General features: G+C 70.2%; 23 protein-coding genes. 11 read left to right on the forward strand and 12 right to left on the reverse strand.

Annotated elements, in window-relative coordinates:
* Positions 1-207: 207 nt before the first annotated feature.
* Positions 208-546 (forward strand): transcriptional regulator WblA, encoded by a 339-nt coding sequence (gene wblA, locus ACWBNA_RS01320; protein WP_217241406.1) that lies wholly within the window; start codon positions 208-210, stop codon positions 544-546.
* A 50-nt stretch (positions 547-596) separates the two neighbouring features.
* On the opposite strand, the gene bagB is transcribed toward wblA, so the two are convergent.
* Entirely contained in the window at positions 597-2,051 is a 1,455-nt protein-coding gene (bagB, locus tag ACWBNA_RS01325) for an ATPase BagB (RefSeq protein ID WP_482701381.1), read from the reverse strand.
* A complete protein-coding gene (bagA, locus tag ACWBNA_RS01330) occupies positions 2,048-3,025 on the reverse strand; it encodes an ATPase BagA (RefSeq protein ID WP_482701384.1) in 978 nt (325 codons plus the stop codon). The genes bagB and bagA overlap by 4 nt, the downstream gene beginning before the upstream one ends.
* A 106-nt stretch (positions 3,026-3,131) precedes the next feature.
* Here bagA and sp36 point away from each other — a divergent pair, with 106 nt between their 5' ends.
* The 4 genes from sp36 (at position 3,132) to ACWBNA_RS01350 (ending at position 6,198) form a co-directional block, all read left to right on the forward strand.
* A complete protein-coding gene (sp36, locus tag ACWBNA_RS01335; protein WP_020129281.1) occupies positions 3,132-3,290 on the forward strand; it encodes a Sp36 family protein in 159 nt (52 codons plus the stop codon).
* Complete coding sequence (locus ACWBNA_RS01340) at positions 3,287-3,754, forward strand: RidA family protein (RefSeq protein WP_482701387.1); 468 nt, start codon at positions 3,287-3,289, stop codon at positions 3,752-3,754. Before sp36 ends, ACWBNA_RS01340 begins: the two co-directional genes overlap by 4 nt.
* Positions 3,755-4,477: 723 nt before the next feature.
* Positions 4,478-5,371: an NUDIX hydrolase gene (locus ACWBNA_RS01345; RefSeq protein WP_482701389.1), complete on the forward strand. Its 894-nt coding sequence runs from the start codon at positions 4,478-4,480 to the stop codon at positions 5,369-5,371.
* Entirely contained in the window at positions 5,368-6,198 is an 831-nt protein-coding gene (locus ACWBNA_RS01350; RefSeq protein ID WP_482701391.1) for an MBL fold metallo-hydrolase, read from the forward strand. Before ACWBNA_RS01345 ends, ACWBNA_RS01350 begins: the two co-directional genes overlap by 4 nt.
* On the opposite strand, the gene ACWBNA_RS01355 is transcribed toward ACWBNA_RS01350, so the two are convergent.
* A complete protein-coding gene (locus ACWBNA_RS01355) occupies positions 6,195-7,034 on the reverse strand; it encodes a nucleotidyltransferase domain-containing protein (protein WP_482701393.1) in 840 nt (279 codons plus the stop codon). The two genes, ACWBNA_RS01350 and ACWBNA_RS01355, sit on opposite strands and share 4 nt — an antisense overlap.
* A 130-nt stretch (positions 7,035-7,164) precedes the next feature.
* Complete coding sequence (locus ACWBNA_RS01360) at positions 7,165-7,839, reverse strand: Crp/Fnr family transcriptional regulator (protein WP_030043265.1); 675 nt, start codon at positions 7,837-7,839, stop codon at positions 7,165-7,167.
* Positions 7,840-8,175: 336 nt separating this feature from the next.
* Here ACWBNA_RS01360 and nth point away from each other — a divergent pair, with 336 nt between their 5' ends.
* The 3 genes from nth to ACWBNA_RS01375 all read left to right on the forward strand — a co-directional run bounded on the left by nth (position 8,176) and on the right by ACWBNA_RS01375 (position 11,038).
* A complete protein-coding gene (nth, locus tag ACWBNA_RS01365; RefSeq protein ID WP_482701395.1) occupies positions 8,176-9,000 on the forward strand; it encodes an endonuclease III in 825 nt (274 codons plus the stop codon).
* 88 nt (positions 9,001-9,088) lie between these two features.
* On the forward strand, positions 9,089-9,790 hold the full coding sequence (locus ACWBNA_RS01370; protein ID WP_482701397.1) for an NUDIX hydrolase: 702 nt from the start codon (positions 9,089-9,091) through the stop codon (positions 9,788-9,790).
* A 48-nt stretch (positions 9,791-9,838) separates the two neighbouring features.
* On the forward strand, positions 9,839-11,038 hold the full coding sequence (locus ACWBNA_RS01375; protein ID WP_482701400.1) for a MarP family serine protease: 1,200 nt from the start codon (positions 9,839-9,841) through the stop codon (positions 11,036-11,038).
* Between the two features lie 62 nt (positions 11,039-11,100).
* Here the strand turns inward: ACWBNA_RS01375 and ACWBNA_RS01380 are convergent, their stop codons facing one another.
* The 6 genes from ACWBNA_RS01380 to ACWBNA_RS01405 form a co-directional block, all read right to left on the reverse strand.
* Positions 11,101-11,283, reverse strand: a complete 183-nt coding sequence (locus tag ACWBNA_RS01380; protein WP_482701403.1) for a hypothetical protein — start codon at positions 11,281-11,283, stop codon at positions 11,101-11,103.
* A gap of 140 nt (positions 11,284-11,423) precedes the next feature.
* Positions 11,424-12,362: an alpha/beta fold hydrolase gene (locus tag ACWBNA_RS01385; protein ID WP_482701405.1), complete on the reverse strand. Its 939-nt coding sequence runs from the start codon at positions 12,360-12,362 to the stop codon at positions 11,424-11,426.
* Positions 12,359-12,853 carry a phage holin family protein gene (locus ACWBNA_RS01390; RefSeq protein ID WP_482701407.1) on the reverse strand — a complete coding sequence of 165 codons (495 nt, stop codon included), beginning with the start codon at positions 12,851-12,853 and terminating at the stop codon, positions 12,359-12,361. Before ACWBNA_RS01390 ends, ACWBNA_RS01385 begins: the two co-directional genes overlap by 4 nt.
* Before the next feature lie 89 nt (positions 12,854-12,942).
* Positions 12,943-14,379: a Na+/H+ antiporter NhaA gene (nhaA, locus tag ACWBNA_RS01395; RefSeq protein WP_482701409.1), complete on the reverse strand. Its 1,437-nt coding sequence runs from the start codon at positions 14,377-14,379 to the stop codon at positions 12,943-12,945.
* Positions 14,380-14,550: 171 nt separating this feature from the next.
* The gene (gene acs / locus ACWBNA_RS01400) at positions 14,551-16,512 is read right to left on the reverse strand and encodes an acetate--CoA ligase (protein ID WP_482701411.1); all 1,962 of its coding nucleotides are present in this window, start codon (positions 16,510-16,512) and stop codon (positions 14,551-14,553) included.
* An 812-nt stretch (positions 16,513-17,324) separates the two neighbouring features.
* Positions 17,325-19,739 carry a bifunctional SulP family inorganic anion transporter/carbonic anhydrase gene (locus ACWBNA_RS01405; protein WP_482701413.1) on the reverse strand — a complete coding sequence of 805 codons (2,415 nt, stop codon included), beginning with the start codon at positions 19,737-19,739 and terminating at the stop codon, positions 17,325-17,327.
* A 310-nt stretch (positions 19,740-20,049) separates the two neighbouring features.
* Between ACWBNA_RS01405 and ACWBNA_RS01410 the strand changes: the two genes are divergently transcribed.
* Entirely contained in the window at positions 20,050-21,327 is a 1,278-nt protein-coding gene (locus ACWBNA_RS01410) for a polysaccharide deacetylase family protein (protein WP_482701415.1), read from the forward strand.
* 61 nt (positions 21,328-21,388) lie between these two features.
* On the opposite strand, the gene ACWBNA_RS01415 is transcribed toward ACWBNA_RS01410, so the two are convergent.
* Positions 21,389-22,369: an ATP-binding protein gene (locus ACWBNA_RS01415; RefSeq protein ID WP_482701417.1), complete on the reverse strand. Its 981-nt coding sequence runs from the start codon at positions 22,367-22,369 to the stop codon at positions 21,389-21,391.
* Between the two features lie 101 nt (positions 22,370-22,470).
* On the opposite strand from ACWBNA_RS01415, the gene ACWBNA_RS01420 reads away from it, so the two are divergent.
* A complete protein-coding gene (locus ACWBNA_RS01420; RefSeq protein ID WP_482701419.1) occupies positions 22,471-23,295 on the forward strand; it encodes a Fic family protein in 825 nt (274 codons plus the stop codon).
* A gap of 357 nt (positions 23,296-23,652) precedes the next feature.
* Here ACWBNA_RS01420 and ACWBNA_RS01425 read toward each other — a convergent pair whose 3' ends face one another.
* Complete coding sequence (locus tag ACWBNA_RS01425) at positions 23,653-24,486, reverse strand: HAD family hydrolase (RefSeq protein WP_482701421.1); 834 nt, start codon at positions 24,484-24,486, stop codon at positions 23,653-23,655.
* Positions 24,487-25,049: 563 nt separating this feature from the next.
* Here ACWBNA_RS01425 and ssd point away from each other — a divergent pair.
* Positions 25,050-26,162 carry a septum site-determining protein Ssd gene (gene ssd / locus ACWBNA_RS01430; RefSeq protein ID WP_482701423.1) on the forward strand — a complete coding sequence of 371 codons (1,113 nt, stop codon included), beginning with the start codon at positions 25,050-25,052 and terminating at the stop codon, positions 26,160-26,162.
* Positions 26,163-26,251 lie beyond the last annotated feature (89 nt).

Consider the following 26,251-nt stretch of genomic DNA (forward strand, 5'->3'; position numbering starts at 1 on the left):
TCCCGGTTTGCCGGAACAGTCACGTATGTCGCGGGCTCACTCCCCCGGGTGATCTGCCGCTTACGCATAGTCCGTTCGGGCCATTCAAGATTGGGCCCGAAGGGGGTGTTGCGCTGTGCCCACCTTCCGTAACGTCCTCAACTGGCGGCGGTGAATATGCCGCTGCCGCCGTGGGGGAGCCTCGATTCGGGAGAGGACGGCGCCGGTATGGGCTGGGTAGTCGACTGGAGTGCGCAGGCGGCCTGCCGCACTACCGATCCGGATGAACTGTTCGTTCAAGGAGCAGCGCAGAACAGGGCCAAGGCGGTATGCACCGGATGTCCGGTGCGTACGGAGTGCCTCGCCGACGCGCTCGACAACCGCGTCGAGTTCGGCGTGTGGGGAGGAATGACGGAGCGGGAGCGCCGCGCACTGCTGCGCAGGCGTCCCACAGTCACTTCATGGCGCCGGCTCCTTGAGACCGCGCGTACGGAATACGAGCGGGGGGTCGGCATCCTGCCCCTCGACGACGACGAGGTGTACGAGAGCTACGCGGCGGTGAGCTGAGGGCACCGCCCTCGGGCATCCTCGGGCATCGGTATCTCCGCGCCGGTATCTCAGACGCCGGCAGCGGGCTCGGGCAGCTCCTGGTGAGCAGCCGCGAGTCGGTTTCCGATGTCCCGCAACCCCGTGAGGTCGTGCACGTCGCCCGGCAGCGCGGCCACTTCGGTCACCGCCACCTCGGGGTGGAGCGCGGTGAAGCGGTCACGCGTGCGCTGCTCGCGGAAGAGCAGCCGCATGCGTTCGGCGTGCAGCCTCAGCAGGCCTGCGGTGAGTTGCTGGACGGACATGTCCTGCTCGCTGTCCTGCGTGGGCTCCGGGTTCTGCGTGACTTCCGTTTGGCGTATGTCTCGCGTGACGTCCGTGTCCTGCGTGGCGGCGGGGGAGCCTTCGTCAGGAGTCGGAGTTTCTGACGCGGGAGATTCCGTGGCGGGAGTTTCCGTAGGAGGAGACTCCGCGGCGGGAGACTCTGAACTGCCGTATGTGTCGGGAGAGTTACGAAGACCAGCTTTCCCGTCCCCCTGATCCACAATGCGAGGCTCTTCAAGATTTTCCGCGGCGGCGAGCGCACGCTCGGCCGACAGCCGGTCGGCGCCGCTGCCATGGACCCGGTTGAGCACCAGACCGGCGAGCGGCATGTCCTCGGCCGCCAGCCGCTCCACGAAGTACGCGGCCTCGCGCAGTGCGTCCCGCTCCGGGGCCGCGACCACCAGGAACGCCGTCCCGGGCGCCTGGAGCAGCTTGTACGTCGCGTCCGCGCGCGTGCGGAACCCGCCGAACATCGAGTCCATCGCCGCCACGAACGTCTGCACGTCCTTCAGCAGTTGACCGCCGAGCAGCTTGCCCAACGCGCCGGTCATCATCGACATTCCGACGTTCAGGAACTTCATCCCCGCGCGGCCGCCGACCTTCGCCGGCGCCAGCAGAACCCGGATCAGCTTGCCGTCGAGGAACGAACCGAGCCGCTTCGGCGCGTCCAGGAAGTCGAGCGCGGAGCGGGACGGAGGCGTGTCGACGACGATCAGGTCCCACTCGTCCCTGGCGCGGAGTTGACCCAGCTTCTCCATCGCCATGTACTCCTGCGTGCCCGCGAAGCCCGCCGAAAGCGACTGGTAGAAGGGGTTGCTGAGGATCGCCGACGCCCGGTCGGCGTCCGCGTGCGCCTCGACGATCTCGTCGAAGGTGCGCTTCATGTCCAGCATCATCGCGTGCAGTTCGCCGTCGCCCTCCACGCCCTTCACCCGGCGCGGGGTGTTGTCGAGCGAGTCGATGCCCATCGACTGGGCGAGCCGGCGGGCCGGGTCGATGGTGAGAACAACCACCTTGCGGCCGCGTTCGGCGGCGCGCAGGCCGAGGGCCGCCGCGGTGGTCGTCTTGCCGACGCCACCCGAGCCGCAGCACACGACGATGCGGGTCTTCCGGTCGTCGAGCAGGGTGTCGAGGTCGAGTACGCGCGCGGGGGAGAGCTGGTGACGGGTGCCCTCCTGGGCGAGGGCCGGATCATTGCTCATGACATCCCCTGTTCGCGTAGCTCGGCCGCGAGTTCGTACAGGCCCGCCAGGTCCATTCCCTCGGCGAGCAACGGCAGTTCGTGCAGCGGCAGGCCAAGTTCGCCCAGCGCGGCCCGTTGTTCGTGCTCCAGCGCGTACCGCTCGCCGTACTCCGACGCCTGCTGCAACAACGGGTCCACCAGCCGCTCGGCGTGCCCGCCGCGGCGCGCCCCGCCGAGTCCGGCCGCCGACAGCGACCGGGCCACGGCCGTACGCGGCACGGTCCGTACGAGTTCCAGTTCGGCCGCGTCCAACACCTCGGGCCGCACCATGTTCACGACGATCCGCCCCACCGGCAGCCGCGCCGACCGCAGCTCGGTGATGCCGTCCGCGGTCTCCTGGACGGGCATCTCCTCGAGCAGCGTCACCAGGTGCACGGACGTCTCCGGCGACTTCAGCACCCGCATCACGGCCTGCGCCTGGTTGTGTATCGGACCGATCTTGGCGAGGCCGGCGACCTCGTCGTTCACGTTCAGGAAGCGGGTGATGCGGCCGGTGGGCGGGGCGTCCATGACGACGTAGTCGTACGTGAACCGGCCGCTCTTCTCCTTTCGGCGCACCGCCTCGCATGCCTTGCCGGTCAGGAGTACGTCCCTGAGGCCGGGCGCGACGGTGGTCGCGAAGTCGATAGCGCCGAGCTTCTTCAGGGCGCGGCCGGCGCTGCCCAGTTTGTAGAACATCTGGAGGTAGTCCAGAAGGGCCAGTTCGGGGTCGATGGCGAGGGCGAACACCTCCCCGCCCCCTGGAGCGACGGCGATCTTCCGCTCCTCATAAGGCAACGCTTCCGTTTCGAAGAGCTGCGCGATGCCCTGTCGGCCCTCGACCTCGACGAGAAGCGTCCGCTTCCCCTCGGTCGCGAGGGCCAACGCGAGGGCGGCGGCGACCGTCGTCTTTCCGGTCCCGCCCTTGCCGCTGACGACCTGGAGCCTGCTCACGTATTCGAGCGTAACCAGTCCGTGCGCGGGCTAAGCGGGAGGCTGTGGACAACCTGGGTGAGGTCGGCCGTCTGAGCAGTGTGTCGCAGCGGCTAAAGTCGGCCGTATGACCAAGTGGGAATACGCAACCGTGCCTCTGCTCGTCCACGCCACGAAGCAGATTCTGGACACCTGGGGCGAGGACGGCTGGGAGCTTGTCCAGGTCGTGCCCGGGCCGAACAACCCCGAGCAGCTCGTCGCCTACCTGAAGCGGGCGAAGGCGTGAGCTCGGTCGAGGCGCGGCTGGCCGAGCTGGGGCTGACGCTTCCGGAGGTCGTGCCGCCGCTCGCCGCGTATCAGCCGGCTGTGCAGTCCGGTGTGTACGTCTACACCTCCGGCCAGCTTCCCATGGTGGAGGGCAAGCTTCCGGTCACCGGCAAGGTGGGTGCGGAGGTCACGGCCGAGGAGGCCAAGGAACTGGCGCGCATCTGCGCGCTGAACGCCCTGGCCGCCGTGAAGTCCGTCGCGGGCGACCTGGACCGGGTGGCGCGTGTGGTGAAGGTGGTCGGCTTCGTGGCGTCCGCCTCCGACTTCACGGGGCAGCCGGGTGTCGTCAACGGCGCGAGTGAGCTGCTGGGTGAGGTGCTGGGCGACAAGGGCGTGCACGCGCGGAGCGCGGTGGGCGTGGCGGTGCTGCCGTTGGACGCGCCGGTGGAGGTTGAGGTCCAGGTGGAGCTGACCGGGGCGTAGGGCGGGGTGCGGGTAGCGCCTTCGGGTGCGTTGTGGGTCGGGGCCGTGTCGGGGGGTGTCCGTCCTCGGAACGGCGCGGAATCGGTTCCTTGGAGAGGTGCCGGCGTTGACGCGCCAACCGCTGCGGGCGGACACCCCCCGACACGGCCCCTTGCCGCCGTACGCGGCTGCGGGAACGCTGCTGCTGCGGCGGCTGCGTGCGCCTTGCGACGCCGGTGCGGCCGGGCGAGGATCGCCACTCGGTCGATCGCCTGACCGACCTGCCTACCGGCCGGCCGTGTCGGGCAGGCCCCCGGTCATTCCCTGGGGGTGCAGCCCGGTGGTCGCAGCAGCAACAGGCTGAGTCGGGCGGGAGGTAGAGGCCGTCCCGAGTTCCCACCCACCGGGAATGCATCCCCTCACGGCGAGACCGACCCCTTGACCGACCGAGTCGGGCGGGCTCGGCCCATCCTCTGGGGTACAGCGCGGTGGTCGCTGCAGCTCCTCGAGTCGGGCGGGTGGGTGGGTAGAGGCCATCTGCAGCCCCCAGCCGCTGCGGGCTCAGCCCTTCACGGCGAGACCCACCCCCACGGCGAGGGGCACCTCTCGGCCGAGCGAGTCGGGTGGTGGGTGGGCGTGGGGCGGGGGTCTGGGGGTGGGGCCCTCAGTCGGCGTTCGTGCTGGTGCCGGGGCTGGGTGCTGGTCGGTCTCGAACATCCGCGCGTCAGGAGATAGCCTCCGGCCATGGCAAACGGGCAGTGGTATCCACCGGAGTGGCCCGAGCGTATCCGTGCCCTGGCGGATGGCACGCTTACGCCGGTTGGTCCCAAGCGCGCGGCCACCGTCATGCTGCTGAAGGACACCGATGCCGGCATCGTCGTGCACATGCTGCGCAGACGGGCCTCCATGGCGTTCGCCGGGGGTGCGTACGCGTATCCGGGCGGCGGTGTGGATCGTCGGGACGACGATCATCACGTGCGGTGGGCGGGTCCCACGCGCGCGTGGTGGGCGGAACGGCTCGGCGTGGACGAGACGGCGGCCCAGGCGATCGTCTGTGCGGCCGTGAGGGAGACGTACGAGGAGGCGGGCGTCCTTCTCGCCGGGCCGGCCCCGGAGTCCGTGGTCGGCGACACCACGGGCGCGGACTGGGAGGCGGACCGGGCCGCTCTGGTCGACCGTGAGCTGTCCTTCGCCGAGTTCCTGGACCGGCGGGGACTGGTGCTGCGCTCGGATCTGCTGGGTGCCTGGACGCGGTGGATCACCCCTGAGTTCGAAAACCGGCGTTATGACACGTGGTTCTTCGTCGCCGCCCTCCCGGAAGGCCAGCGCACGCGCAACGCCTCCACGGAGGCCGATCGCACGGTGTGGATCCGGCCCGAGGACGCGGCAGGCTCGTACGACAAGGGCGAGCTGCTGATGATGCCGCCCACGATCGCGACGCTGCGCCAGCTGGCGGCGTTCGGCAGCGCTTCCGAGGCACTCGCCGCGGCACCGGAGCGTGATCTCACGCCCGTCCTGGCGCGGGCGCGTCTCGAGGACGGCGAGATCGTTCTGTCCTGGCCGGGGCACGATGAGTTCACCAAGCACATTCCGACCGATCTCCCGACCGACGTCTCGACCGGTGGAGCCCCCGCATGACGGATGCCGCAGCCCTTCCCGGACAGCCAAGGGGCGCGGTCCTGTCCGGGCCCGCCACTGCGCGTGCCATCAACGTCCTCGCGCCGAACCCCTCCGCGATGACCCTGGACGGGACCAATACCTGGATCGTGGCGGAGCCCGACTCCGAGCTGGCCGTCGTGATCGATCCGGGGCCGCTGGACGACGGACACCTGCGCAATGTCGTCGACCTGGCGGACAAGGCCGGCAAGCGCGTCGCCCTCACCCTCCTCACCCACGGCCATCCCGACCACGCGGCCGGTGCCGCCCGCTTCGCCGAGCTGACCGGCACGAACGTGCGGGCCCTGGACCCGGCGCTGCGGCTGGGGGAGGAAGGACTGGGCGCCGGGGACGTGGTCCGGGTCGGTGGCCTGGAGCTGAGGGTCGTACCGACTCCCGGGCACACCGCGGACTCCCTGTGCTTCCATCTCCCGGCCGATCAGGCGGTCCTGACCGGTGACACCATCCTGGGCCGCGGTACGACTGTCGTGGCGCACCCGGACGGCCGCCTCGGGGACTACCTGGACTCCCTGCGGCGCCTCAGGTCGCTCACGGTCGACGACGGGGTCCATACGGTGCTTCCCGGCCACGGGCCCGTCCTGGAGGACGCCCAGGGCGCCGTCGAGTTCTACCTCGCCCACCGCGCCCACCGCCTCGCCCAGGTCGAGACGGCCGTGGAGAACGGCTACGGCACCCCGTCCGAGGTCGTCGCCCACGTGTACGCCGACGTGGAGCGCTCCCTGTGGCCGGCGGCGGAGCTGTCGGTACGGGCGCAGATGGAGTACCTGGAGGAGCACGGGCTCATCTAGGGCCTGGGAGCTTTGACGCCGTGCACGCGCGCGTACTCCTCGGCGAGCCACGGCCCCAGGTCGTCCACGTACGAGCGCAGGACGGCCGGGTCGCCGTTCGGCTCGTACCCGAGGACGGCCGCCGACCGCATCTGTGCGGCCCGTTCGGGGTAGTACGTGCCGAACACCTCCGCCATCTCCCTCAGGTCGCTCGTCCAGCCGTTCCAGCGGGGCATGACGAGCGTGAAGCCGGTGCGGACGAGGTGCCGGGACATGAAGCGTACGAGGGGGCGGCGGGCCCCGTCGGTGTCAGTGGTGGCGGCGATCCGCGCGCGCCAGCGAGCGAGGAACAGCGCCAGGTCTCCGTTGGTCTCCCGGGCCAGCAGGGAGTCGGGCCGGTAGCGCGGCAGGTACTCGGCGAGGTCGTCGCCGAGCAGGGGGGTGCACAGGCAGGCGATGAACCACCCCAGGTCGTACCTCTCCAGGTCGCTCAGCGCTTGAGCGCGGCTGACCAGCAGGGTGCCGCCCCCGTCGATCTGCGGGAAGTCCTTGTCGAGCGTCTCGTCGACACTGCGGGCGTCGGCCCGGTCGGCGTCGGTGGGCTCGGTGCGCAGCGCGATCAGCAGATCGAGGTCACTGCGCCCCACGCGCGCGGTTCCGCGCGGAATCGACCCGTAGAGGTACGCGCTGTGGAGCCGGGACCCGAACGCGTCGAGCAGACGGTCGCGGGCGGCGGCGACCACGGGGCGGAAGGCGTGCGGGACGTTTCCGAGGGAGCCCTCGCGGGCGATGAAGCCCTGTGCGTCGAGCCCTCGGGAGACCCGCCCTTCGGCGGGGAGTGGGGCGGTTTCGGCCATGGGCCCACTGTGCCGTGAAGGGGGCGGCCGGAGCCGCTCATTTACGAGGCGCGGCTTCCGGCGGTCATGACAACGGCCACCGCCTCACCTCAGAGGAGACGGGGGCCCGTCGTCGTATGCCGTGGTGTGCCTAGCGCGAGCGCTTGGCGAGCCGCTCCACGTCCAGGAGGATCACGGCCCGCGCCTCCAGGCGGAGCCAGCCGCGGCCCGCGAAGTCGGCCAGGGCCTTGTTCACGGTCTCGCGGGAGGCGCCGACCAGCTGGGCCAGCTCCTCCTGCGTGAGGTCGTGGACGACGTGGATGCCCTCCTCGGACTGCACGCCGAAGCGGCGGGACAGGTCCAGGAGCGCGCGGGCGACGCGGCCGGGGACGTCCGAGAAGACCAGGTCGGACATCGCGTCGTTGGTGCGCCGCAGGCGGCGGGCGACGGCGCGCAGGAGCGCGGTGGCCACCTCGGGCCGCACGTTCAGCCAGGGCTGGAGGTCGCCGTGGCCGAGGCCGAGCAGCTTGACCTCGGTCAGCGCGGTGGCGGTCGCCGTGCGCGGGCCCGGGTCGAAGAGGGACAGTTCGCCGATGAGCTCACCGGGGCCGACGACGGCCAGCATGTTCTCGCGGCCGTCGGGGGAGGTGCGGTGGAGCTTCACCTTGCCCTCGGTGACGACGTAGAGCCGGTCGCCCGGGTCGCCCTCGTGGAACAGGGAGTCGCCACGGGCGAGGGTCACCTCACTCATGGAGGCGCGCAGTTCCGCGGACTGCTCGTCATCGAGCGCCGCGAAGAGCGGGTTGCGCCGCAGAACGTCGTCCACGAGTTCTCTCCTTGTCGACCTGCTCAGGGGATCTTGCTCCCCTGCGTACCAGGGGTCCGTGTTCCCCATTTTGCCGGACGTTGCAAACAGTGTGATCTGTCACAAGGATGCCGCACAGGTGTCCCGGGGTAAGCGGCAGGGGTCCAATTGGGGGCTGATCCTCAGGGTCCGGGGCGGGATGTCAGTGCCGGGCTCTAGGCTGGCCGGGTGTCCAAATCGCCGGTGAGAGCACAGGCCAAGGGGGCTGGGCGGGTGGTTGTACGTCGAGATTCCGCCGAGGGCGAACAGGACCCCGCCGGCGGAAAGAAAACGGCAAAAGCGACAAAGAAGGTTGCGGTGAAAGCGGTGGCTCCGACCGGCCCGGTGAAGGTGAATCCGGTGAAGAAGGGCGAGTCGCGTACCGCCCTGGTCCGCCGGGCCCGCCGTATCAACCGCGAGCTCGCGGAGGTCTATCCGTACGCCCATCCCGAGCTGGACTTCGAGAACCCCTTCCAGCTGGTCCTCGCCACGGTCCTGTCCGCCCAGACCACCGACCTCAGGGTCAACCAGACGACCCCCGCCCTCTTCGCCAAGTACCCCACTCCCCAGGACCTGGCTGCGGCCAACCCGGAGGAGGTCGAGGAGATCCTGCGCCCGACCGGCTTCTTCCGGGCCAAGACCAAGTCGGTGATAGGGCTGTCGAAGGCGTTGGTGGAGCAGTTCGACGGAGAGGTCCCCGGGCGGCTCGAAGACCTCGTCAAGCTGCCCGGCGTTGGCCGCAAGACCGCCTTCGTCGTCCTGGGCAACGCGTTCGGGCGGCCCGGCATCACCGTGGACACGCACTTCCAGCGGCTGGTGCGGCGCTGGCGGTGGACCGAGCAGACCGAGCCCGAGAAGATCGAGGCCGCCGTCGGCGCGCTCTTTCCCAAGAGCGACTGGACGATGCTCTCGCACCACGTGATCTTCCACGGCCGCCGTATCTGCCACGCCCGCAAGCCGGCCTGCGGTGCCTGCCCCATCGCCCCGCTCTGCCCGGCGTACGGCGAGGGAGAGACGGATCCGGAGAAGGCGAAGAAGCTCCTCAAGTACGAGAAGGGCGGCTTCCCCGGCCAGCGCCTGAAGCCCCCGCAGGCATATCTGGACGCGGGTGGGAAACCCGCGCCGCCGCTGGAGGCGGGATGACACGTTCTCGGACGTGCCTGTGGGCACGTTCCCAGGAACGATCTCGAGGTCGTCGGGCGTTGGATCCAGCAGGACGAGGGGGGTGGCGATGACGCGCGCGAGCAACACGCAGGGCGGTTCGGTGACGCTCAGCAAGAAGGGCCTGCCGGCCTGGCTCGACCCGGTGGTGCACGCGGTGGAGACGGTCGAGCCGCTGCAGCTCAGCCGCTTCCTGCCGCCCAAGAACGGCGCGGGGCGGCAGTCCGCCGTCCTGGTCCTCTTCGGTGACGGCGACGGCGAGCGCGGCCCCGAGCTGCTCCTCATGGAGCGGGCGAGCTCGCTGCGCTCCCACGCCGGCCAGCCCTCCTTCCCCGGCGGCGCGCTCGACCCGGAGGACGGCGACCCGAAGGGTGACGGGCCCCTGCGGGCCGCCCTGCGCGAGGCCGAGGAGGAGACCGGGCTCGACCCGGCCGGCGTCCAGCTCTTCGGCGTGCTGCCCAAGCTGTACATCCCGGTCAGCGGCTTCGTCGTGACCCCGGTGCTGGGCTGGTGGCGCGAGCCGAGCCCGGTGGGGGTGGTGGATCCGAACGAGACCGCGCGGGTCTTCACCGTCCCCGTGGCGGATCTCACGGATCCCGGCAACCGCGCGACCGCCGTGCACCCCAGCGGCCACCGGGGTCCGGCATTTCTGGTCGAATCAGCCCTCGTGTGGGGCTTCACGGCGGGAATCATCGACCGGCTGCTCCACTACTCGGGCTGGGAACGCCCTTGGGACCGCGAGAAGCAGGTCCCTCTCGACTGGCGCGCATGACAGGGTGTCTGCCGTGCTGTGCAAAGTGATGAGGCGAGGCTCGAACCGGTGAACGTGCTGGACATTCTGTTGCTGCTCGCCGCCGTCTGGTTCGCGATCGTCGGCTACCGCCAAGGCTTCGTCGTCGGCATCCTGTCGGTGATCGGCTTCCTCGGCGGCGGTCTCGTGGCCGTCTACCTGCTGCCCGTCGTCTGGGACGCGCTCACCGACGACGCGGAGGTCAGTACGACCGCGGCCGTCGTCGCGGTGGTCGTCGTCATCGTCTGCGCCTCCGTCGGCCAGGCCCTGACCACCCACCTCGGCAACAAGCTGCGCCGGTACATCACCTGGTCCCCGGCCCGCGCCCTGGACGCGACCGGCGGGGCCCTCGTCAACGTCGTAGCGATGCTTCTGGTCGCCTGGCTGATCGGCTCCGCCCTCGCGCAGACCACGCTGCCGACCCTGGGCAAGGAGGTCCGCAGCTCCAAGGTGCTGCTGGGCGTGTCGGAGGCGCTGCCCAGTCAGGCGGACACCTGGTTCAAGGACTTCACCTCGGTCCTCGCGCAGAACGGCTTCCCGCAGGTCTTCAGCCCGTTCTCCAACGAGCCGATCAAGGAGGTCAGTCCTCCGGACCCGGCCCTCGCCAACAGCGAGGTCGCCACCCGCGCGCAGAGCTCCATCGTCAAGGTCATGGGCACCGCCCAGAGTTGCGGCAAGGTCCTGGAGGGCACCGGTTTCGTCTTCGGCGAGCGCCGCGTCATGACCAACGCGCATGTCGTCGGCGGCGTCGACGAGCCCACCGTCCAGATAGGCGGCGAGGGCAAGAAGCACGACGCGACGGTCGTCCTCTACGACTGGGAGCGCGACATCGCCGTACTCGACGTACCGGACCTGAGCGCACCCGCGCTGAAGTTCACCACCGATGACGCGAGCAGCGGGGACGGCGCGATCGTCGCCGGGTTCCCGGAGAACGGGTCGTACGACGTCCGTGCCGCGCGCGTGCGCGGGCGCCTCACGGCCAGCGGCCCGGACATCTACCACCGCAGCACCGTGCGCCGCGACGTGTACTCGCTGTTCGCGACCGTCCGCCAAGGCAACTCCGGAGGCCCGCTGCTCACCCCCGAAGGGAAGGTGTACGGCGTGGTCTTCGCGAAGTCCCTCGACGACGCCGACACCGGGTACGCGCTCACCGCGGACGAGATCCAGGAGGACATCACCAAGGGGCGCACCGCGAACCAGCAGGTGGACAGCGACAGCTGCGCGCTCTGAGCCCGGGGTTTCGGGAAAACCCGAGCCCCGGGTGCAGAGAGGTGCGGAAAAAAAGGGGAGCGTCAGCCTCGCGGATGACGCAGGCGTACCGAGACCCAACGGGCTCGGCGGCGCAGAATGCGCGGAATGCCCACCCTCAGGTCCGTGCCCGCCATGTGCGGGGGACCGCCTCGTTGGTGGGAGCCCAGGGCGCTGCCCGAGCGTCGATTGCGTGCTGCGTCACTGTAGTCGTGCGTCCAGCCCATACCCGGACGTCTGCCCCTGCCCCAAGGTCGATAACCGCCCCCAGGCCCCCCAATTGGCCTATGCGCCAGGCAAGTGGCCGTTCGTAGGACACGTGTTCAGGTCGGGGCGCCGGGTCCGGATACCGGGCGCATCGGCACGGTCACCGATCGGGTTCGGGATCCTTCAGCCAGTTGATGAGCTCGGTGGAGAAGGCCACCGGGTCCTCCTCGTGCGGGAAGTGCCCCAGTCCGTCGAACAGCCGCCAACGGTACGGCGCTTCGACGTACTCGCCGGAGCCGGCCGCGCTCCGCGTCCGCATCACCGGGTCGAGCGAGCCGTGCAGGTGCAGGGTCGGCACCCGCACCGGCCGCTTCATCCGCCGGTTGAACTGGATGCCGTCGGGACGCGCCATCGACCGCACCATCCAGCGGTACGGCTCGATCGAGCAGTGCGCGGTGGAGGGGATGCAGATCGCGCGGCGGTACACCTCGACCGCGTCGTCGTCCGGCAGGCGCGGGCCCGACCAGTCCCGGATGAGACGGGCGACGAGCGCGCCGTCGTCGGCGGTGAGCTGCCGCTCGGGGATCCAGGGCCGCTGGAACCCCCAGATGTAGGAACCCGCAGTGGTCTGCTTGACGTCCGACAGCATCGCCGAGCGCCAGCGCCGGGGGTGTGGCATCGAGGCGATCGCGAGCCGCCGCACGAGCTTGGGGCGCATCGCGGCCGCCGTCCACGCCAGGTAGCCGCCCAGGTCGTGGCCGACCAGCGCGGCGTCCGCCTCGCCGAGGGAACGGATCACGCCGGTGATGTCGAGGGCGAGGTTGGCCGGGTCGTAGCCGCGTGGGGTGCGGTCGCTGCCGCCGACACCGCGCAGGTCCATGGCCACGGCCCGGAAGCCCGCGTCGGCGAGCGCGGGCAGCTGGTGCCGCCAGGTCCACCAGAACTGGGGGAAGCCGTGCAGCAGCAGGACCAGCGGCCCGTCGCCCATCTCCGCGATGTGGAAGCGCGCGCCGTTGGCGGCGACCTCCCGGTGGGTCCAGGGTCCGTCCGGTCGTACGACCGAGGCGGGCTGGGCCGAAGGTGTCGCAGGATCCGTCATGAGGATGAGCGTGCCACAGCCTCGATGGCCTTGGCGTCCGGGAGCCCGTCCTCCAGGGCCGCCGGGCGGGGGTGCGGCTTGGCGTTCTGCAGGACGCCCGCCGACTCCTTCATCGAGGCGGCGACCTTCTGCGGGCCCTTGCTCTTCTTGGCCTTCTTCGCGAACACGACGCCGATCAGGGCGAGGACGAGCGCGATCAGCACGTTAGCCGCGAAGGAGAGCAGGAAGCAGACCGCGAGGTTCCAGTCGCTCCAGGTGCGGATGCCGTACGCCAGCGCGAAGTTCAGCATCGGCAGCGAGAAGAGCAGGATCGCCCCGGCCACCGTGAAGGCGCCGCCGCTCGTCGCTCCGCGTTTGACGTCCCGCTTGAGCTGCGACTTGGCCAGCGCGATCTCGTCGTGCACCAGCGCGGACATCTCGGTCGTCGCCGAGGCGAACAGCTGGCCGATGCTGCGTTCGGCGCCGACCGGGCTGCCGTCGGGTGCGCTCATCGCGTTCTCCCTTTTCTGCTGTGTACCTGACTGATGTGCCGGACTGATGTGCCTGACGGGGAGCGGTCCTTTTGTGCCGTCCCGTCAGATCATGCCGGACGACCGTCCTCATCGCCTGCCCCGCCCGTCACTTCGGCAAGCGTGTGGCGTTCGGCGACCTTCACTTCGGCGATCCGGCGGTGCTCGGCGGCCTTGCGGTCGTAGATCGCGGCCATCCGCAGGTGGTACTCCGGATCGTCTTCCTCGTAGATGTCCGGGATCCCGTCGAGGTCGTCGTCGCGCTCCTCGGCCTCGCACAGGCGGCGGTACTTGGTGTTCCTCATCTTCAGCAGCACCGTCGCCAGCAGCGCCGCGATGACGGATCCCGTGAGTACGGCGGCCTTGACCTCGTCCGTCAGGGTGGCGTCGCCGTCGAAGGCGAGCTCGCCGATGAGCAGCGACACGGTGAACCCGATGCCGGCCAGGGTCGCCACCGCGAACACGTCGGCCCACTCGAGGTCGTCGCTGAGCGAGGCCCGGGTGAACCGGGCCGTCAGCCAGGTCCCGCCGAAGATGCCGAGCGCCTTGCCGACGACCAGGCCGAGGACCACGCCGAGCGTCTCCGGCTTGGTGAACACGTCGCCCAGCGCGCCCCCGGAGAGCGAGACACCCGCGCTGAACAGGGCGAACAGCGGCACGGCCAACCCGGCCGAGAGCGGACGTACGAGATGTTCGATGTGCTCGCCCGGGGAGTGCTTCTCGCCCTCGCGGGTCGTGCAGCGCAGCATCAGGCCCATCGCGACGCCCGCGATGGTGGCGTGGACGCCGCTGTTGTACATCAGCGCCCAGATGACGAGCGCGATCGGGACGTACACGTACCAGCCGCGTACGCCCTTGCGCAGCAACAGCCAGAAGACGGCGAGGCCGGCCACCGCGCCGCCGAGCGCGGCGAAGTCGATGCCGTCGGTGAAGAAGACCGCGATGATCAGGATCGCGAAGAGGTCGTCGACCACGGCGAGGGTGAGCAGGAACGCGCGCAGGGCGCTCGGCAGGGACGTGCCGATGACGGCGAGCACGGCGAGTGCGAAGGCGATGTCGGTGGCGGTGGGCACGGCCCAGCCCTGGAGCGAGCCGCCGCCGGTGACGTTGGTGAGCGTGTAGACGAGTGCCGGTACGGCCATCCCGCACAGGGCCGCCACGACGGGCAGCGCGGCCGCCTTGGGGTCCTTGAGGTCACCGGCGACCAGTTCGCGCTTGAGCTCGATGCCGGCGACGAAGAAGAAGACCGCGAGGAGTCCGTCGGCCGCCCAGTGCTCGATGGACAGGTTCAGGCCGAGGGCCGCGGGGCCGAGGTGGAAGTGGCTGACGCTCTCGTAGCTGTCGTGTATCACCGGGACGTTCGCCCAGACCAGCGCGGCGACCGCGGAGACGAGCAGCAGGACACCGCCGACGGTCTCGGTGCGCAGCGCGTCCGCGACGAAGGTCCGCTCGGGGAGGGAGAGCCGGCCGAGGGCCTTGCGGGGGGTGGTGGGGCGGGGCGCGGTCACGGGGGAGGCCTCCGGTCGGTGGGCAGCGTGGAGCACTTGCCGACCAGACTTCCCGGCGCACCTGATTGTTCAGTCTATCCACGGTGCGCGGGGAGGAATCCGGCGATCCCTACGTTAGGTGTGAAAAGGGCACCCGGCGCGCTTGTCGCCGGGTGCCCTTGACCGCCGTACTCAGTCCTCGCTGGGGGCGGCCGGGAGCTTCTTCTGGATGAGGTCCATGACGGTGGAGTCCGTCAGGGTGGTCACATCACCCAGCTGGCGGTTCTCGGCGACGTCCCGGAGCAGGCGGCGCATGATCTTGCCGGAGCGGGTCTTCGGCAGCTCGGCCACCGGCAGGATCCGCTTCGGCTTGGCGATCGGGCCGAGGGTGGCGCCGACGTGGTTGCGCAGGTCGGCGACGAGGTTCTCGTCATCGGCGTTCGCCGTGCCGCGCAGGATCACGAAGGCGACGATCGCCTGGCCGGTCGTCTCGTCCGCCGCTCCGACGACGGCCGCCTCGGCGACCGACGGATGGGAGACGAGGGCCGACTCGACCTCGGTGGTGGAGATGTTGTGGCCCGACACCAGCATCACGTCGTCCACCCGGCCCAGCAGCCAGATGTCGCCGTCGTCGTCCTTCTTCGCGCCGTCGCCGGCGAAGTACTTGCTCTCGAAGCGCGACCAGTACGTGTCGAGGAAGCGCTGGTCGTCGCCCCAGATGGTGCGCAGCATCGACGGCCACGGCTCGGTGAGGACGAGGTAACCGCCACCACCGTTCGGCACTTCCCGGGCCTCGTCGTCGACGACGGTCGCGGAGATGCCCGGCAGCGGCGTCTGCGCCGACCCCGGCTTGGTCGCCGTCACACCGGGCAGCGGCGAGATCATCATCGCGCCGGTCTCGGTCTGCCACCAGGTGTCGACGATGGGCGTCCGGTCGGCCCCGATGTGCTTGCGGTACCACATCCAGGCCTCGGGGTTGATGGGCTCGCCCACCGAGCCGAGGATCCGCAACGAGGACAGATCGAACTTCGCGGGGATGTCGTCGCCCCACTTCATGAACGTACGGATCGCCGTGGGCGCGGTGTACAGGATGGTCACCCCGTACTTCTGCACGATCTCCCAGAAGCGGCCCTGGTGCGGGGTGTCCGGCGTGCCCTCGTACATGACCTGCGTGGCGCCGTTCGCCAGCGGGCCGTAGACGATGTACGAGTGCCCGGTGACCCAGCCGACGTCGGCGGTGCACCAGTAGACGTCGGTCTCGGGCTTGAGGTCGAAGACGGCGTGGTGGGTGTACGCGGTCTGCGTGAGGTAGCCGCCGGAGGTGTGCAGGATGCCCTTCGGCTTACCCGTCGTACCGGACGTGTACAGGATGAACAGCGGGTGCTCGGCGTTGAACGCCTCCGGCGTGTGCTCGGCGGACTGCCGCTCGACGATCTCGTGCCACCACACGTCGTGCGCGTCGTTCCAGGCGACCTCCTGGCCGGTCCGGCGGACGACGAGGACGTGCTCGACGTTGTCCACGCGGGCGACCGCGTCGTCGACGGCCGGCTTGAGGGCCGACGGCTTGCCGCGCCGCCATCCGCCGTCGGTGGTGATGACGACCTTGGCGTCGGCGTCCTGGATGCGGGTCGCGAGCGCGTCCGCCGAGAAGCCGCCGAAGACGACGGAGTGCGCGGCGCCGATCCGGGCGCACGCGAGCATCGCGATCGCCGTCTCCGGAATCATCGGCATGTAGACGGCGACCCGGTCGCCCTTCTGAACTCCCAGCTCCAGGAGGGCGTTCGCGGCCTTGGAGACCTCGTCCTTGAGCTCGGCGTAGGTGATGGCGCGGCTGTCGCCGGGCTCGCCCTCGAAGTGGATGGCGACCCGGTCGCCGTTCCCGGCCTCCACATGCCGGTCCACGCAGTTGTACGCCACATTGAGCTCGCCGTCCTTGAACCACTTGGCGAACGGCGGGTTCGACCAGTCCAGCGTCTCGGACGGCTCGGTGGCCCAGGTCAGCCGACGGGCCTGCTCGGCCCAGAAGCCGAGCCTGTCAGCCTTGGCCTGCTCATACGCCTCCGCGGTGACGTTGGCGTTGGCCGCCAGGTCCGCGGGGGGTGCGAACCTGCGCTCCTCACGAAGCAGGTTGGAGAGGGAGGAATTCTCGCTCACTGTCCCATCTCCTCCCTCAGCAGGTTGGCCAGGCTTTCGTTGCTCACGACATCTCCCATTCTCAGGATTGTCCGCTGTGTCCCAGGCCACAGCTCATCAGACCCGGGGGCCCGGTGACAAGGGTCGACGGAAAATTGGTTTAGACCTGTGTGTGCGTCGGTGCACGTCGGTTTCGGCGGCCGGGGTCATCCGTACCCACGGACGACGACCACGCGGAGTTCAGCACTTGTAACGCCTTTCACACTCCGGCCCAAGTGCAGGTGCAGCGCCATGGAGAGGGGTGGAGAGGCATGGAGGAGCGTGGAGGGGAGGGGACAGCGCGTAGAAGCGATAGGGGCGGGCGTCGGGGAAGCTGCCGGTGGCCCGCTGCTCCTCGAAGAGTTCCACAGGCGCCATGTGGACGCGGTGACATCTTTTTGCGGCCCGGCGTGTCGCCGATGCCGACGCGGACGCCCACACCGTCGCGGAACTGACGGCCGGGATCTTCCTCGCTGTCGTGGACCCGTTGACACCTACCGGCTCAGCCGGTGTGGCGAACGGCCGAGCCGGTGCCGCGAACGGGGCTGTGGCGTAGCGGTCTGGCCGCGGCGTACGGGTCTGACTGGCTGTATGGCATCGCCCGCCACGCCGTCTCGTCGGACGCCGCCGCCCGGCCCGCGAGACCGACCTGACCCGGAGGGCGGCACGGGGTTACCTATCGCGTTCTTCTACGCCGCCAAGGGCGAGGTCACGCCTTGCGAACCGGAGTGTGGCCCAGATGCGCGCCGCGGGCGGGTGGATCTGCGCCCCGCCCGCGACGTGCCCCGGCTTCATCACACAGGCACGTCCGCCGCCCGCACTTGGTCGAACACCTCGTCCGCGCCCGCTCCGGTGAGCAGGTAGGCCTGGGCCTCTCCCACGTGGAAGTACATCCCGTGCAGTTCCAGCGCCCCTTCCCGCAGGGCCCGGGCCACCGACTCGTGGGCGGACAGGTGCTCCAACTGCTGGACCACGTTGGTCAGACAGAGCTGCTCGACCGCGTCGGCGGGCTCCCGTGCGGCCAGCCGGGCCCACGGCCGGTCGTTGTCGGCCATGCGCTCCAGGCTCGGCAGCCCGTGCCGCAGCCACCGCTTGAGCGGCGTCTGGGCGCCTCCGGGCTCGGAGTTGAGCAGCGCCTGCATGGCCCCGCATCCGGAGTGTCCGCACACCGTGATGGAGCGCACCTTCAGCACGTCCACCGCGTACTCGATCGCGGCCGACACCGAGTCGTCACCGCTCTCCTGACCCGGCAGCGGAACGAGGTTGCCCACGTTGCGCACCACGAAGAGGTCGCCCGGACCACTGGAGGTGATCATCGAGGTGACGAGGCGCGAGTCGGCACAGGTGAGGAAGAGCTGGGACGGCTGCTGGCCCTCGCGCGCCAGCCGGGCCAGCTCACCCCGCACATGCGGTGCGGTGTGGCGCTGGAACGCGCTGATGCCACGCGCCAGTTCGTGCCCGCTCGCCGCACCGGGCGTGCCGGGTGCGGCGGGTGCGCCGGATCTGCCCGTATGTCCGTCGTGGGGTGGCAGGGGTTGCGGGCGGTCGCACTGGTGGTTGCGCCAGGGTGTCCAGGGGCGACAGCGGCAGTCGGCGGTGCCGGTGGCCGGCTGCATACCGACGGCCTCGGCGTGCAGGTCGACCGCGCTTTCGTGCTCGCCGGTCCGGACCCCTGCGCGGCGGCCGGTGAGTTCGACGGAGCCGCCCCGCGCGGTGTGCGTGTTCTGCCAGTCCTGCAGTGACTCGTACGCCGCGTGGTCCATGAACGACCCGCCCAACTCCACGACGACCTGGGCGCCTTGGGGCACGAGATGCAGGGCCCGGCTGAGCCGGGGCACCGCGAGGAACGTCAGCTGTCCTCGTACGCGTACGTGATGGACTCCTTCCTTCTCTTCGTGCGTGATGTGGGTGCGCGTGAGGCGGTGCAGGGCGACGGCGACGGCCACGGCGATGCCGAGCGTGACGCCCTCCAGGACGCCGAGGAGGACCACGCCGAGTGTGGTGACGGCGTACACCGGCACCTCTCGGTGGCGGGTCACCGTGCGGATGTGGTGCAGGGACACCATCTGGATGCCGACGGCCATCACCAGGGCGGCGAGCGAGGCGAGCGGGATGAACTCCAGGATCGGGACCATCAGCAGCGCGGCGACTACTACGAGAACGCCGTGCAACATCGTGGAGTTCCGGCTCACGGCACCGGCTTGGACATTAGCCGAACTGCGCACGGCGACGCCCGCGACGGGAAGTCCGCCGAGCGCACCGGAGACGATGTTGGCGGCGCCCTGGCCGAGCAGTTCGCGATCCAGGTCGGAGCGTCCGACGCCGGCGGGCAGGCCGGGGCGGCCGGCCACCAGCTTGTCCACGGCGACCGCGCCGAGCAGCGACTGCACACTGCACACCAGCGTGGTGGTGAGCACGGCGGCGACCAGGCCGAGCACCGGTCCCTCGGGAAGTCCGGCCAGGGCGTGGCTGCGCCAGGACGGCAGGTCGACCTTGGGCAGGGTCAGTCCGGCGAACGAGGCGGCGGCGGTGGCCCCGGCGACGGCGACGAGCGCGGCCGGGATCCGGCGCAGCAGGTGCCCTGCCCGGCCGGGAATCCGGGGCCACAGCAGGAGCAGGGCCAGGGTCAGCGCGCTCACCGACACGGCGGCCGGATGCAGGCCCGCCAACTGGGCGGGCAGAGCGCGCAGGTTGTCGAGGACGGAGCTCTGCGGGGTGCCGCCGAGAACGATGTGCAGTTGGGCGACGGCGATGGTGACGCCGATGCCGGCGAGCATGCCGTGCACGATCGCGGGGCTGACGGCGAGGGCGCCGCGGGCCACGCGCAGGCAGCCGAGGCCGAGTTGGACGAGGCCCGCCAGGACGGTGATGGCGCAGGTCGTCCGCCAGCCGTAGCGCTGGATGAGGTCGGCGGTGACCACGGTGAGCCCGGCGGCGGGGCCGCTGACCTGGAGCGGCGCGCCGCCGAGCCGGCCGGCGACGATGCCTCCGACAGCGGCGGCGACGAGGCCGGCCTGCAGGGGCGCGCCGGTGGCGAGGGCGATGCCGAGGGACAGGGGCAGGGCGATCAGGAAGACCGCGATCGAGGCCGACACGTCGGCTCCCGCGACGCGGAAGCGCCGGGATGGTGGCGGTGGCGTGCTGTGGGGTTGGTAGGTGCTCTCCGGCCGAGTCGAGTCGGCGGGGCGAGTGGGGACGCAGGCTGACATGTTTTCCCGTCTCCTCCGGGGCAGCGCGGTCGCGATCTGGTGGTCCCCCGATGGCGGGGGGTCGGGTCGGCGGCCGTGGGTCACGGCGTGCAGCGGCGGGATGAATCAACGCTCAGTAAATGGATCGTAATGCAGAGTAAAGGGCAGGCATAGACTTTCCCGGCAAATGGGTGAATAGGTCACTCCAGAGAGTGAAGCGACTCCTTGATCGGCTTGTCGTACTAATTCCTTCTCGGTCCCGTGCGAGCTTGGCGGCCACAACACGCCCTCACCGGCGTCGGGCCGAGAGAAGGAAGAAGGTGGGCGGAACATGGCCGCCACCCAGAGGATCGCCGCGGGCGCCGTGGTCGCCGCGGTCTGTGCCGCGTCCCTCGCCGGCTGCGCGAGCGGCAGCGACGGTTCCACAGCAGCGCCAGGGCCGCAGAAGGCGAAGCCGGCCCAGGCGCCGCCCAAGAGAGTGGTCCGCCTGATCGGCGACGGCTCCACCTCGTACACCGGAGCCCAGCCCCACCTGCCCAGGCCCGAACGCCTCAAGCCGGGTCAGAAGCCCCCGCAGTTCGTGGTGTTCTCCTGGGACGGCGCCGGCGAGGACGGCCAGAAACTGTTCTCCCACTTCCGCAAGGTCGCCAAGGCGAACAACGCGACGATGACGTACTTCCTCAGCGGCGTGTACATGCTGCCGGAGGAGAAGCGTGACCTCTACCGGCCGCCGCAGCACTCCCCGGGCCGCTCCGACATCGGCTTCAACGACGAGCGAGGCATCGCCGAGACCGCGAAGCAGCTGCGCATGGCGTGGCTGGAGGGCAACGAGATCGGCACCCACTTCAACGGCCACTTCTGCGGCAGTGGCGGCGGGGTCGGCGAGTGGTCGGTGGAGGACTGGAAGGACGAGATCGCCCAGGCGAAGCACTTCGTGAAGTCCTGGAAGACCAACGCCGGCCTGCAGGACGCGTCCCCGCTGCCCTTCGACTACGACAAGGAGCTCATCGGCGCCCGGACACCCTGCCTGGAGGGCCAGAAGAACTTCATGAAGGCCGCCCGCGAGCTGGGCTTCCGCTACGACACCAGCGGTGTCAACGACCAGGTCTGGCCGAAGAAGAAGGAAGGCCTGTGGGACCTGTCGATGCAGCTCGTGCCGTTCCCCGGGCACTCCTACGAGCAGCTGACGATGGACTACAACTTCATGGTCAACCAGTCGGGCACCAGGACCCAAGGTGACCCGGCCAAGCACGACTTCTGGGGCGACCAGATGCGCGACGGCCTCCTCGGGGGCTTCCGCCGGGCCTACGACGGCAACCGCGCGCCCCTGATCATCGGCAACCACTTCGAGTCCTGGAACGGCGGCACCTACATGCGGGCCGTCGAGGAGGTCATCGGGCAGGTCTGCAACAAGCCCGACGTGCGCTGTGTGTCCTTCCGTCAGCTCGCCGACTGGCTGGACGCCCAGGACCCGAAGACCCTCCAGAAGCTGCGCTCCCTGACGGTCGGCGAGGCTCCGAAGCAGAGCTGGGCTTCCTTCCTGTCGGGCGGCCGCCCGGCCCCGGCCCCGAAGGGCGTGCCCGGGGCGCCGACGGCCAAGCGGCAGTAATCCTGAGGCCGTTCGGCGGGAGTTGTCCGGCCGTTCGGCCGTAGTGGTCAGGCGGTGGCGGTCAGGCGGTTGCCACGACACTCTCGCCGAGCACGAAGGAGGGGTCGACCTGCGCTGCCAGGTCGGCCCCGGTGCGCTCGTTGCCCCAGGACTGGGCGTTCTTCAGATGGAAGTGCACCATCTGGCGTGTATAGCGCTCCCAGTCACGCAGGTCGTACGTCGCGTCGGCGGCCGACCGCAACCGGCTCAGGGCGCGGCGGTTGGCTTCCTCCAGGAGCTCGAACCGGGGCGGCCGGCCCTTCTCCAGTGCGCGCACCCAGTCGGAGTGCCCCACCGTCACGAGCAGGTCGTCTCCTACCTCGGCGCGCAGGAAATCGAGATCGTCGTCGCTCTGCACCTTGTTGCCGACGACCTTCAGGGTGACGCCGAAGTCGCGGGCGTACTCCTTGTACTGGCGATAGACGGAGACCCCCTTCCGGGTCGGTTCGGCGACGAGGAACGTGATGTCGAAGCGGGTGAACATGCCGGAGGCGAAGGAGTCCGAGCCTGCCGTCATGTCCACCACCACGTATTCGTCGGGCCCGTCGACGAGGTGGTTCAGGCACAGCTCCACCGCTCCGGTCTTGGAGTGGTAGCAGGCGACCCCCAGGTCTGCGTCCGTGAAGGTGCCGGTGACCATCAAACGGACGGTCCCGCCGTCCAGTTCCACCGGTCGGGCGCAGGCGTCGTACACCGGGTTGTCCTCGCGCACCCGCAGCAGCCGCGAGCCCTCGCCGGGCGGGGTCGTCTTGATCATCGTCTCGGTCGAGGTGATACGGGGGTTGGCGCCGCGCAGGTAGTCCTTGATCAACGGCAGCCGCTCACCCATCGCGGGCAGCGTGGCCGCCTCCGCCTCGTCCAGGCCGAGCGCGGGCCCCAGGTGCTGGTTGATGTCTGCGTCGACGGCGACGACCGGCGCCCCGGTGGCCGCGAGGTGGCGGATGAAGAGGGAGGACAGAGTGGTCTTGCCGCTGCCGCCCTTCCCGACGAAAGCAATTTTCATGTTCACCAAGCGTAGTGGTGCCGTAGCCGTGGGTGCCGGGTGTGCGTGAAGAAGACCACTCCTTCGTGGGGTGGGCGCCCGGGCTGCGTAGGGTCGTACTTATGAGTACGACAGGGGCGACCGCCGATCCGCTCGCTGCCCTGGGTTCGCTGCCCGGTGTGGCCGAGTCCGTGGAATCCATGCGCAAGGCCGTGGACCGGGTCTACGGCCACAGGGTCATGCGCCGTCGCAGCAACGAGATCACCTCCGAGGCCGCCCTGCGCGGCGCGCGCGGGTCGGGGGCACTGTCCGGCGCGGACTGGGCCCTGGAGGAGGTGCGCCGACGCACCGACTTCAGCGGCGACGACGAGGCGCGCGTCATGGGCGGTGCCCTGCGGCTGACCGCCGAGGCGGGGCAACTGCTGTCCATTTGGCGGCAGTCGCCGCTGCGCGTGCTGGCCCGGCTGCACCTGGTGGCCGCCGCGACCTCGGGCGACGAGGTCGGGCGCCCGCGTCAGGCCGGCGAGCCGGTCGACGAGCCGCTCATCGAGCTGCCGCTGCCGAGCGCGGGAGAGGTCTCCGGCCGCCTCGAAGGGCTCTCCGAACTGATCATCGCGGGAGGCTCGGCACCCGCTCTGGTCACGGCCGCCGTCGTGCACGGCGAACTCCTCGCCCTGCGCCCCTTCGTCTCCCACAACGGTCTGGTCGCGCGCGCGGCCGAACGTATCGTCCTGGTCGGCAGCGGCCTGGACCCGAAGTCCGTCTGCCCGGCGGAGGTGGGTCACGCCGAACTGGGCCGAGCCGCCTACCTGGCGGCGCTCGACGGCTACGTCTCCGGCACCCCGCAGGGCATGGCCGCCTGGATCGCCCACTGTGGCCGGGCGGTCGAACTGGGGGCCCGCGAGTCGACGGCGGTGTGCGAGGCGCTGCAGCGCGGGGCTGCGTAGCGAGTCTGCGGAAAGTCCCGAAAGCCCCTGGGAAAGGGTTGCGGCGGTACGAGGATTCGTACCGCCGCTGGCATGTCCACCGGGGTACCAAGCGTCCTCGAATGGTGCCCATCAGGTCGGGAACTTTGCCCGTCCCTGGTGCGGCTGGCCCGTAATCGACGGGTCGACGTCGCGTGGGTGCCCGGTGTCCATGCTCGGTCCGTGGGGCCAAATTGCGTTCTTAAGGTGATCCTTTCGGATGTCCTTGGTCTCGCGGGCCGTTAACCCCTTTGTACTCCTGGACCGGAGCAAGCGGAAGCCCAGGCAGCACTTCTTTACTTTTAGGGTCAAACAGACATTAAGCGGGTCTTGGCATGGTCAGGCTGGAGCCGCGCGGCGCCGGCTGGCGTACCAGACGAGGCCCGCGGTGGCCGCCGCGGCGCCTACCGCCGCGACCGCGACGAGCGCCGGACGGGGCGGTACGGAGAAGGCGGGAAGCCGCTTCTTGAGCCGGACCGGACGGTGGAAATCCAGAATCGGCCACCCGCGCGCGACCGCCTCGCGGCGCAGTGCGCGGTCGGGATTCACCGCGTGGGGGTGACCGACCGAATTCAGCATCGGCAGGTCGGTCGCCGAGTCGCTGTAGGCGTAGCAGCCCGCGAGGTCGTACCCCTCGGACTCGGCCAGCTCCTTGATCGCCTCGGCCTTCGTCGGGCCGTACGCGTAGTACTCCACCTCCCCGGTGAAGCAGCCGTCGTCGCCCACCACCATGCGGGTGGCCACCACACGGTCCGCGCCGAGCATCTCGCCGATCGGCTCGACCACCTCGGCACCCGACGTGGACACGATGACGACGTCGCGTCCGGCGGTGTGGTGCTCCTCGATGAGGGAGGCGGCCTCGTCGTAGATGATCGGGTCGATGAGCTCGTGGAGTGTCTCGGCGACGATCTCCTTGACCTGCTGGACGTTCCAGCCGCGCACGAGTGCGGACAGGTACTCGCGCGTCCGCTCCATCTGGTCGTGGTCCATGCCACCCACCAGGAAGACGAACTGGGCATATGCGGTACGCAAGGCGGCCCTGCGGTTGATCAGCCCGCCTTGGTAGAAGGACTTGCTGAAGGTGAGCGTGCTCGACTTCGCAATGACCGTCTTGTCCAGGTCAAAGAAGGCCGCTGTGCGGGGCAAGGAGTGGTTTTCCACAACCCTGAGCATAGGCGCAGCCCATTCGGCGTAAGGTGGGCGCGTGGGTTTGCCTGAGAAGGCTCTCGGGTACACCATGGAAGTCACGGATCGTTCGCGACCGTGCTAACCCGGTCCGACTCCTCCCCCCCCGAGTCGGCCGTGGAGACGACCCCCGCTCTCCCCCCCGGCGGGGGTCGTCGCATGTCCGGGTGGGTTTTTCCCTTCAGTGAGCGGCCACAGGGTCGTGTCGAGGCGGCTGCGGCCGCCTCTTTCGCATGTTCGTGATCCGTCACGCTCCGTAGCCAACGCGCTGCGCTCCGGAAGTCGCACAGCGGGTGGTACAGCGGTCACTGGTTTGAGTGACGGCGATATTCACAGCCGTTGAGTTGTCCACAGTTATCGACCAAGATCCACAAGATTTTCGGGATCCCTGCACCGTGATTCCCACACGCCCGGCTCGCACCGAGTTCATGGCTGGTTCCGGTTTGTCGGGCGCGTTTGGCCGGTTGGTATCGGCCGTTCATATGGAGGCCGGTTGCCGGTTCTTCACACGTTTGGGAATCGCGGGGCCGTGGAGGCTCCGCGGAAGGGGGATGGACACCGTGGCAGCAGCCGTCACACACGATCCGCCGCCCGCCGCCGGAGGGCGGCAGGGCAAGCCGTTGATCGTCACGGAAGACGCCGAACTACTCGACGACCTGCTGCGCCTGTGCGCGGCAGCCGGCGCCACACCCGAGGTGCACCACGGGGTGCCGGACCACAGAGGCAGCTGGGAGGCCGCGCCCCTCGTGCTGGTCGGCGACGACGCCGCGCGGCGCGTCCGCGGAGCCGCACGCAGGCGCTCAGTGGTGCTGGTCGGCCGCGACCAGGACGACCCCGGAGTCTGGCAGCGGGCCGTCGAAATCGGCGCCGACCACGTCCTGATGCTGCCCGACGGTGAGCAGTGGCTGGTCGACCGCATCGCCGACGTCACCGAGGGCATCGGCAGGCCCGCCCTCACCGTCGGCGTCATCGGCGGCCGGGGCGGGGCCGGAGCGTCCACGCTCGCCTGCGCGCTCGCCGTCACCTCCGCGCGGGAGGGCCTGCGCACGCTCCTCGTGGACGCCGATCCTCTGGGCGGCGGACTCGACGTACTCCTCGGCGGCGAGAGCGCGGAAGGTCTGCGCTGGCCCGCCTTCGCCGCGTCGCGCGGCCGGGTCGGCGGCGGCGCCCTGGAGGAGTCCCTACCGCGACTGCACTCTTTGCGCGTGCTGAGCTGGGATCGCGGCGACTGCGTCGCCGTTCCGCCCCAGGCCGTACGGGCGGTGCTGGCCGCGGCCCGGCGCCGGGGCGGCACGGTCGTCGTCGACCTGCCTCGCCGGATCGACGACGGCGTCGCCGAGGTGCTCGCCCAGCTCGACGTGGGGCTCCTCGTGGTCCCCGCGGAGCTGCGCGCCGTCGCCGCGGCGGGCCGGGTGGCCTCCGCCGTGGGGATGGTGCTGCGCGACCTGAGGATCGCCGTCCGCGGGCCCTACACACCAGGACTCGACGACCGCGAAGTGGCCCGGCTGCTCGGACTGCCCTTGGCCGGTGAGGTGCCGGTGGAGTCCGCGTTGCAGCGCCCGCACGGGACCCAGACCCCACCCGGAGCGGCCGCGCGGGGGCCGCTCGCGCGCTTCTGCAAGGAGTTCTGGGAGCGGGCGTTGGTGGAGGCGGGTGCCGCGTGAGTACGTTCTCCGGGCTTGAGGGGGTCGCCGCCGGGTCGGGCGTCGGCTCGGCGAGTGGGGCGTCCGCGCGGTGGATGCCTGGTGGGGCT

The sequence above is a fragment of the Streptomyces sp. Q2 genome (genome assembly GCF_056820935.1).

What these genes read in the sequence shown, in the direction of transcription:
- ACWBNA_RS01385 (WP_482701405.1), bottom strand. Translation starts at nt 12,362, where the DNA reads ATGACGGATCCTGCGACACCTTCGGCCCAGCCCGCCTCGGTCGTACGA.
- bagB (WP_482701381.1), bottom strand. Translation starts at nt 2,051, where the DNA reads ATGAGCAATGATCCGGCCCTCGCCCAGGAGGGCACCCGTCACCAGCTC.
- sp36 (WP_020129281.1), top strand. Translation starts at nt 3,132, where the DNA reads ATGACCAAGTGGGAATACGCAACCGTGCCTCTGCTCGTCCACGCCACG.
- ACWBNA_RS01425 (WP_482701421.1), bottom strand. Translation starts at nt 24,486, where the DNA reads ATGCTCAGGGTTGTGGAAAACCACTCCTTGCCCCGCACAGCGGCCTTC.
- ACWBNA_RS01355 (WP_482701393.1), bottom strand. Translation starts at nt 7,034, where the DNA reads ATGGCCGAAACCGCCCCACTCCCCGCCGAAGGGCGGGTCTCCCGAGGG.
- ACWBNA_RS01405 (WP_482701413.1), bottom strand. Translation starts at nt 19,739, where the DNA reads ATGTCAGCCTGCGTCCCCACTCGCCCCGCCGACTCGACTCGGCCGGAG.
- ssd (WP_482701423.1), top strand. Translation starts at nt 25,050, where the DNA reads ATGGACACCGTGGCAGCAGCCGTCACACACGATCCGCCGCCCGCCGCC.
- ACWBNA_RS01345 (WP_482701389.1), top strand. Translation starts at nt 4,478, where the DNA reads ATGGCAAACGGGCAGTGGTATCCACCGGAGTGGCCCGAGCGTATCCGT.
- ACWBNA_RS01380 (WP_482701403.1), bottom strand. Translation starts at nt 11,283, where the DNA reads ATGGGCTGGACGCACGACTACAGTGACGCAGCACGCAATCGACGCTCG.
- wblA (WP_217241406.1), top strand. Translation starts at nt 208, where the DNA reads ATGGGCTGGGTAGTCGACTGGAGTGCGCAGGCGGCCTGCCGCACTACC.
- ACWBNA_RS01370 (WP_482701397.1), top strand. Translation starts at nt 9,089, where the DNA reads ATGACGCGCGCGAGCAACACGCAGGGCGGTTCGGTGACGCTCAGCAAG.
- ACWBNA_RS01415 (WP_482701417.1), bottom strand. Translation starts at nt 22,369, where the DNA reads ATGAAAATTGCTTTCGTCGGGAAGGGCGGCAGCGGCAAGACCACTCTG.
- ACWBNA_RS01390 (WP_482701407.1), bottom strand. Translation starts at nt 12,853, where the DNA reads ATGAGCGCACCCGACGGCAGCCCGGTCGGCGCCGAACGCAGCATCGGC.
- ACWBNA_RS01410 (WP_482701415.1), top strand. Translation starts at nt 20,050, where the DNA reads ATGGCCGCCACCCAGAGGATCGCCGCGGGCGCCGTGGTCGCCGCGGTC.
- ACWBNA_RS01350 (WP_482701391.1), top strand. Translation starts at nt 5,368, where the DNA reads ATGACGGATGCCGCAGCCCTTCCCGGACAGCCAAGGGGCGCGGTCCTG.
- ACWBNA_RS01420 (WP_482701419.1), top strand. Translation starts at nt 22,471, where the DNA reads ATGAGTACGACAGGGGCGACCGCCGATCCGCTCGCTGCCCTGGGTTCG.